Source organism: Caulobacter sp. D5 (assembly GCF_003185805.1).
Classification (GTDB): Bacteria; Pseudomonadota; Alphaproteobacteria; order Caulobacterales; family Caulobacteraceae; genus Caulobacter.
This window is the reverse complement of sequence record NZ_QHJY01000078.1, coordinates 1-4,338: the sequence shown is the minus strand read 5'-3', so window position 1 is coordinate 4,338 and position 4,338 is coordinate 1. Positions and strand designations below refer to the sequence as shown.

Genomic DNA, 4,338 nt, shown 5'->3' with positions numbered 1-4,338 from the left:
AAGCAATCCTGCCCAGTCAACCAACTCTTTTCATCATCTTCCGAAGAACCGAAGCTCCCCAGAAAGCAACAAAAGCGCTCCCTCCCGAAGACCAAAAGGTCGTCGGCAATCCAGCTGCCCGAGTCGATTGAGGCCGCGGAACTTAGCGATCCAGCGCCGAAAATGCAAGTCGAAACCTTCATTTCCGAAGCTGCGAAGGCGTCCCCCGCGGCGAGGTGCGGCTTCTACGTGGGGCCTCCGCCGGCCGCAAGCCGATTCCGCCAGCCGCGCGCCCTTAGCTGTGGGCGGATCTGTGCATGGAACCGTGAACGGAACAGCTTGCGCGCCGCCCCGCCGTGGCTTCATAGAGCGCGCAGGGTCAGGTGTGCGCGGCTGACCCGCCTGACGCGCTCCATCTATAGAGAGCGCTCTATAAAGAGGGGTCGTCTATGTTGTCCCAGAAGGCGCGCTACGCCCTGCGCGCGATGATCGAACTGGCGCGCGCCGAGGAGCAGGTCACGGCCGGCGAACTGGCCCTGCGCGCCGACGCGCCCCGCAAGTTCCTGGAAGCCATCCTTCTGGGCCTGGCCCGCCACAAGCTGGTGACCAGCCGTCGCGGCAAGTTCGGCGGCTACCTGCTGGCCCGCCCCGCCGCCGAGATCAATTTTGCCGAGATCATCCGCCTGGTCGACGGGCCGCTGGCCCTGGCCCCCTGCGTGAGCCGCACCGCCTTCCGCCGCTGCGAGGACTGCAGCGACCTGGTGACCTGCGCCCTGCGCGAGGCCCTGCTGCGGGCGCGCGACGCCACCGCCGCCGTGCTCGAGGGCTACACCCTGGCCGACGCGGTCACCGGCACGGGCGCCGAGCTGATCGGCTGACGCCCCTCTCTATATGCAGGGCGCTCTCTTATATGGAGGCGCTCCCTATAGAAGAGAGAGCGCCCCTCGCCTGCCCCGCCCTCAGCCGGCGGCGATATAGGCCTTCAGGCCGTCGGCCTCGGCCTGGGTCTCCTGGATCTTGTACTTCACCAGGTCGCCGATCGAGATGATCCCGACCAGCCGACCGCCCTTGGCCACCGGCAGGTGGCGGATGCGCCGGTCGGTCATCTTGGCCAGCAGGGCCTCGATGGTCTCGTCCGGCTGGGCGAAGATCACGTCGCGGGTCATGCAGGCCGAGATCGGCTTGGTGAGGGCGCCGGCCCCCTCCTTGGCGATCTGCCGCACGATGTCGCGCTCCGACAGTATGCCGGCGATGCTTTCGTCGGCCTCCAGCACCACCATCGCCCCGACCTTGCGGGCGTGCAGCAGGGCGGCCGCCGCGCCGACGGTTTCCTGGGGCGAGGCGGTGAACACCAGGTCGCCCTTGTCCTTCAGGATCTGAGACACCAGCAAAGCTCAATCCTCCCTTATGGTTCTTGGAGAACGAGGGTCTCGCAATCCCGCTCCGGGATCAATGGCGTAAGAGACGCCAAAGGATGCGCGGCCTTCCGATCGACCGCCCCAACCGCCGCGCGGCGCGCGTTTAACCAATTCTGGATACCTTGGCGCCTAGGATTGGCGTGTCCGGTTTTGGCACGGGGGTTGCTTGCAATCCCCTGGCAGACAGTCGCGGAGCCCGTCATGGCCTCAAATAAGAACAACAAGCCCCTCGTCCGGGCCTACGGCGCGGCTCTCGTCGCGGCCGGTGTCCTGATCGGGGCCAGCGTTCCGGCCTTCGCCCAGAGCGTCAGCACCAATTCGGCCTCGTACAACGCCGGCTATGGCCGCACGGCGGGGCAGGAAAACCAGATCGTCGACTATTCGACCCGCGACGCCAACGGCAACCGCGTCATCGTCGACGGCGTCATGCTGACCGGCAGCGACCAGAGCGTCTATTCCAGCCGCAGCTCGTCGGGCTCGCTCGACAGCTATTCCGGCGTCGGCAGCCTGGGCGGCTATTCCAGCTCGACCGCGATCGGCAACAACCTGACGGTCATCACCCAGGGCAGCAACAACGTGGTCATCGTCAACTCCAAGCAGGTCAACAACGGCAATGTCACCGCCGGTTCGTCGACCAACGGCGGTGTCTCCAATGGCAACTAAGCGGATCCTCCTGCTGGTGGCCGCGGCCTGCTCGGCGCTCAGCGCCTGTGGCGGCGGCGTGCCCAAGCGCCTGGACGCGGGCAACTACGCCCGGCCGATCGGCACCGCGCCGGTCACGGCCAACCCGACCCCCTATTCGACGGCGCTGAACTGCCTGGCCTCCTACGCCCGGCAGAACCGCGTCGCCGCCCCGCGCATCGCCGTGGGCCGCATCGCCGACTACACCGGCAAGGAAGAGTCCGACGGTTCGGGCCGCAAGGTCACCCAGGGCGCCTCGCTGATGGCCATGACCGCCTTCGCCAAGGCCGGCATGCCGATGGTCGAGCGCTTCGACACCTCGGTGTCGGAACTGGAACTGAAGTACGCCAACAACAAGCTGATCTCCGACCGCCCGGCCCCGACGCCGGACGCCCCGGCCGACTATCGCAAGATCGTCGCCGGCCAGGTCGCGGGCTCGGACTTCTACCTCGTCGGCGGCGTCACCGAGCTGAACTACAACATCCACTCGGCGGGCGCCGACCTCTACGGCGGCGACCTCGACAGCGACGGCCTGAAGGCCAACTTCAAGCGCCGCCTGTTCGTGATGAACATCGCCATGGACCTGCGCCTGATCAACAGCCGCACCCTGGTGGTGGAAGACGTCATCTCCTACCAGAAGCAGGTGATCGGCCGTGAAGTCAGCGCCGGCATCTTCGCCTTCGCCAACAACAACGTCTTCGACCTGTCGGGCGGCAAGGGCGCGCTGGAGCCCGTGCAGCTGGCCGTGCGCTCGCTGATCGAGCGCTCGGTCGTCGAGATGAGCGCCAACCTCTACGGCATGCCGGGTCCGCAGAGCTGCCTGCAGTCGGATCCGTTCGGCGCCGACACCGTCGGCGTCACGGGCGCCTACACGCCCGCCTACAACAACCTGGGAACCAACAATGCGCAGACCCGCGAAGATCCGTCTCGCTGGAACGATCGCAGCGATCCCTCTGTGCGTCGCGGTCGCTACTAGCGTCGCCTTCGCCCAGGGCCAGGTTCTCAACAACCAGGTCAATCTTGGCGAGGTCTTCACCGAGCAGACCCTCAATGTCGTGACCGTCGAGGAGGGCGTCAGCGCCACCACGACCGCCACCGGCAACGCTGTCGGCATCGGCGGCGAGCGCGCCGACGTCAGCGCCACCTCGAACCAGGTGAACTCGGGTTCGGTCTACGGTCACGGCGTGGTCAACGCCTCGAGCTCGATGGGCGCGTCCAGCGACGTCACCACGGTGGCGACCGGCAACAACGGCTCGGTCGACATGACCGAGGCCACCTATTCCGGCTTCACGGTCCAGACCAACAGCGGCGCGGTCACCGCCCGCGGCCAGGTCGAGGGCGAGACCGCCCAGGCCGGCGACCTGACCATGGCCACCCAGGCGATGGGCAACGCCCAAGGCGTCTATCTCGACAACGGCTCGGTCGGCGCCCGCATCAGCCAGGCCAATTCCGGCGACGTCCTGGCCGACGGCGGGGCGATCGTGCAGTACGTCAGCGGCACGTCCACCGTGGCCGGCGCGGCGGCGGGCAACAGCATCGCGATCGGCGGCTACAACCAGTCGGCCGCCCGGGTGATCGCCGACCAGGGCAACACCTCCGACCTCGTGCAGGCCAGCAAGTTCACCGCCTACGGCAACAGCTACCTGACCAGCACGGCGACCACCGCCGTGGCTAACGACCTGTCGGCCAGCAACACCGGGCCGCTGCTCGACGTGGCCAACCACCAGTACAACACCGCCTATGTGCGCTCGCAGGCCGAGACCAGCTCGTATCTCTATGGCGCGGCCCAGGCCAGCGCCAACGGCGTGGGCAACAACGCCATCGTCGGCAATGTCGGCGCGGCCCTGGTGCTCGACAACGTCCAGACCAACGACGGCGGCGGGGTCGAGGTGATCGCCAGCGCCACGGGCGACACCGGCTACGACATCGGCGCCAGCGCCACGGCGGCCGGCAACTCGGTCACCGGCTATGTCTGCAGCCAGTGCGGCGGCTCGATGAGCGTCTCCAACGACCAGTCCAACAGCGCCGACGTCTCGGCCCGCTCGACCACCACGGTCACGGGCTCGGCCCGCTCGGTGACGGGCACGGCCAGCGCCACGGGCAACAACGCGGCGTTCTACATCCGGAACTGAGGCCCCTCTGCGCCTCCCTCGCTTTAGCGGGGGAGGTGGCGCGCTGCGAATACGCAGCGTGACGGAACGGGCGAGACTGGGCTCCGTGCCTGACCGCTCTCTCCTCCGTAAAATCCCCGCGAAAGCGG

General features: G+C 67.6%; 5 protein-coding genes. 4 read left to right on the top strand and 1 reads right to left on the bottom strand.

Features of this window, described 5'->3' with window-relative positions:
* The first annotated feature begins 428 nt into the window (after window positions 1-428).
* Complete coding sequence (locus DMC18_RS06045) at window positions 429-857, top strand: Rrf2 family transcriptional regulator (protein ID WP_110120654.1); 429 nt, start codon at window positions 429-431, stop codon at window positions 855-857.
* Between the two features lie 81 nt (window positions 858-938).
* On the opposite strand, the gene DMC18_RS06040 is transcribed toward DMC18_RS06045, so the two are convergent.
* Entirely contained in the window at window positions 939-1,370 is a 432-nt protein-coding gene (locus tag DMC18_RS06040; protein ID WP_110120655.1) for a CBS domain-containing protein, read from the bottom strand.
* A 228-nt stretch (window positions 1,371-1,598) separates the two neighbouring features.
* Here DMC18_RS06040 and hfaA point away from each other — a divergent pair, with 228 nt between their 5' ends.
* The 3 genes from hfaA to hfaD are packed head-to-tail and all read left to right on the top strand — an operon-like array spanning window position 1,599 to window position 4,210.
* Complete coding sequence (hfaA, locus tag DMC18_RS06035; protein ID WP_110120656.1) at window positions 1,599-2,060, top strand: holdfast anchoring protein HfaA; 462 nt, start codon at window positions 1,599-1,601, stop codon at window positions 2,058-2,060.
* Window positions 2,050-3,054 (top strand): holdfast anchoring protein HfaB, encoded by a 1,005-nt coding sequence (gene hfaB / locus DMC18_RS06030; RefSeq protein WP_110120657.1) that lies wholly within the window; start codon window positions 2,050-2,052, stop codon window positions 3,052-3,054. Before hfaA ends, hfaB begins: the two co-directional genes overlap by 11 nt.
* The gene (hfaD, locus tag DMC18_RS06025; protein WP_110120658.1) at window positions 2,981-4,210 is read left to right on the top strand and encodes a holdfast anchor protein HfaD; all 1,230 of its coding nucleotides are present in this window, start codon (window positions 2,981-2,983) and stop codon (window positions 4,208-4,210) included. Before hfaB ends, hfaD begins: the two co-directional genes overlap by 74 nt.
* The last annotated feature ends 128 nt before the right edge of the window (window positions 4,211-4,338 follow it).

What these genes read in the sequence shown, in the direction of transcription:
- hfaA (WP_110120656.1), top strand. Translation starts at nt 1,599, where the DNA reads ATGGCCTCAAATAAGAACAACAAGCCCCTCGTCCGGGCCTACGGCGCG.
- hfaD (WP_110120658.1), top strand. Translation starts at nt 2,981, where the DNA reads ATGCGCAGACCCGCGAAGATCCGTCTCGCTGGAACGATCGCAGCGATC.
- DMC18_RS06045 (WP_110120654.1), top strand. Translation starts at nt 429, where the DNA reads ATGTTGTCCCAGAAGGCGCGCTACGCCCTGCGCGCGATGATCGAACTG.
- hfaB (WP_110120657.1), top strand. Translation starts at nt 2,050, where the DNA reads ATGGCAACTAAGCGGATCCTCCTGCTGGTGGCCGCGGCCTGCTCGGCG.